Annotated in this window: 2 protein-coding genes; both read left to right on the forward strand. The window is 60.9% G+C overall.

Annotated features, from left to right (window positions below):
• The coding region (locus tag HX846_RS25190) for a mechanosensitive ion channel family protein (RefSeq protein ID WP_178966313.1) at positions 1-1,188 on the forward strand (1,188 nt) is incomplete at its 5' end.
• Positions 1,189-1,239: 51 nt separating this feature from the next.
• A complete protein-coding gene (locus tag HX846_RS25195; protein WP_003219757.1) occupies positions 1,240-2,586 on the forward strand; it encodes an amidohydrolase in 1,347 nt (448 codons plus the stop codon).
• Positions 2,587-2,844: the final 258 nt, after the last annotated feature.

The raw sequence follows: 2,844 nt of genomic DNA on the forward strand, positions 1-2,844 counted from the left end.
CGCCGCCTGACCCGCCGCGCCCTGAGTGACACCATCGAAATCGTCGGCACCTTCTGGTACCTGCCGGCGTTGCTGCTGGTGGGCATCTCGCTGTTCGCCACCTTCGTCTCCGCCGGCGACACCAGCACCGCCCTGCGCCAGTCGTTGTTGTGCACGGTGTTGTTGGTGCTGTGCATGGTGATCAACGGCCTGGTGCGCCGTCATTCACTCAAGCCGCAGCGCGGGCACAAGCGCCATGCGCTGTACTCCGAGCGCCTGAAAAGCTTCGTCTACACCCTCGCCCACCTGGTGGTGTGGCTGGTGTTTATCGAACTCGGCCTGCGGGTCTGGGGCCTGTCGCTGATCCGTTTTACCGAAGGCGACGGGCATGAAATCAGCGTCAAGCTGTTCGGCCTTGCCGGCACATTGCTGTTTGCCTGGCTGATCTGGATCCTCAGCGACACCGCGATCCACCACGCCCTCACCCGCTCGCGCAAAGGCCTGGCCAACGCGCGTGCGCAAACGATGATGCCGTTGATTCGCAACGTGCTGTTCGTGACCATCTTCATCATTGCCGCCATCGTCGCCCTGGCGAACATGGGCATGAACGTCACGCCGCTGCTGGCGGGTGCCGGTGTGATCGGCCTGGCCATCGGTTTTGGTGCACAGTCGCTGGTGGCGGATTTGATCACCGGCCTGTTCATCATTATCGAAGACTCCCTGGCAATTGATGACTACGTGGATGTCGGCGGCCACCTGGGGACGGTCGAAGGGTTGACCATCCGTACCGTGCGCCTGCGGGACATCGACGGCATCGTGCATACGATCCCGTTCAGTGAAATCAAAAGCATCAAGAACTACTCCCGGGAGTTCGGCTACGCGATCTTCCGGGTGGCGATTCCCTACAACATGGAAATCGACGACGCCATCAAGCTGATGCGCGACGTCGGGCAGAAGATGCGCAACGACCCGTTGCAGCGGCGCAATATCTGGTCGCCGCTGGAGATTCAGGGTGTAGAAAGTTTCGAGTCCGGCAGTGCGATTCTTCGCGCCCGCTTCAAGACCGCGCCGATCAAGCAGTGGGAGGTTTCGCGGGCGTTCAACCTGTCGCTCAAGCGTCACCTCGATGAAGCCGGGCTGGACCTGGCCACCCCACGCTTGAGCGTGCAAGTGGTGACAGCGGCGGGAGGCGTGCAAGAGAAAGAATAAGCGCTGCCCGGACGACGTCAGGATCAACAACAATAATCATGGAGAGTCCTTATGCGTTTGACCGGTCTTACACACCAATGGGTATTCGGCCTGCTGTGCGGTGTCGCCAGCAGCGCGGTCATCGCCGCCAGCAGCGGCCAGGACAGTGCCCGCGAAGAAATCGCCGCCCAGGCGAAAGTGCTGGAACCGGCCCTGCTGGAAACCCGGCGCGACATCCACGCCCATCCTGAACTGGGCAACACCGAAAAGCGCACCGCAGAACTGGTGGCCAAGCAATTGCGGGAGATGGGGCTTGAGGTCAAGACCGGCGTCGCCCGCACCGGCGTGGTCGCAATCCTCAAAGGCGCCCTGCCCGGCCCGACCGTTGCCTTGCGCGCCGACATGGATGCGCTGCCGGTCAAAGAAGTGTCCGACCTGCCCTTTGCCTCGAAGGCCAAGGGGGTGTACCTCGATAAAGAAGTCGACGTGATGCACGCCTGCGGCCACGACGCCCACACCGCCATCCTGCTGAGTACAGCGAAAATTCTGACCGGCATGCGCGATCGTCTGCCGGGCACCGTGGTGTTTTATTTCCAGCCGGCTGAAGAAGGCCCGAGCGACTTTATCCCCGATGGCAAGAACACTTGGGGCGCGAAGATGATGGTGCAGGAAGGGGTGATGAAATCGCCCAAGCCGGATGCGGTGTTTGGGCTGCATGTGTGGGCCGGTGTGCCTGCGGGGCAGATTGCGTATCGGCCGGGGCCTACCCTGGCGAGTTCGGATGACCTGCGGATCAAGATCCTGGGCAAGCAGACCCATGCGGGGCGGCCGTGGGACGGGATTGATCCGATTACTGTCGGGGCGCAGGCCATCGTTGGGTTGCAGACGGTGGTGAGCCGGCGTACCGACATTTCTTCGTTTCCGGCGGTGGTGAGTATTGGCACCATCAACGGAGGGACGCGGTACAACATCATTCCCGAGTCGGTGGACATGAGTGGGACCATTCGCTCCTACGACTATGGCATTCGCCAGAAGCTGCATGCGGATGTGCGGCAGACCGTCGAGAAGATTGCCGAGAGTGGTGGGGCGAAGGCTGAGGTGACGATCATTGAGAAGTACGACCCGACCATCAACAACCCGGCGCTGACCGAAAAGATGCTGCCGAGTTTGCGTTGGGCGGCGAATGGCGACGTAGTGAATGCCCCGTTGGTGGGTGGGGCTGAGGACTTCTCGTTTTATGCCAAGGAAGCGCCGGGGTTGTTTGTGTTTCTGGGGGTGACGCCGAGGGATCAGGACATGAGCAAGGCGGCGCCGAATCATAATCCGGGGTTCTTTGTGGATGAGTCGGCGTTGGTGGTTGGGGTTCGGACGCTGGCTTCGTTGGCGACTGATTATTTGTATGCCAATGCGGCGGATTGAGGGTATATCCGTTATTCAGGTAACGGCCGCCTAGGGTTCCGCTCTTGCCCACCACTCTGCACCTCGCTCGGGCTTAAGTGTGGTGAAGCAACAGCAAACCCAAAGGCGGACACGATCCAAATGTGGGAGCGGGCTTGCTCGCGAAGGGCGTTAACGATGACGTGGGTATCCTGACTCAACGCGGCGCCCTCAGGTTTTTCGCGAGCAAGCCCGCTCCTACCGGACGCAGGTTTTACCACAACAACAATAAAAAGGAGC

The organism is Pseudomonas sp. K5002, from assembly GCF_013386655.1.
Lineage (GTDB): Bacteria > Pseudomonadota > Gammaproteobacteria > Pseudomonadales > Pseudomonadaceae > Aquipseudomonas.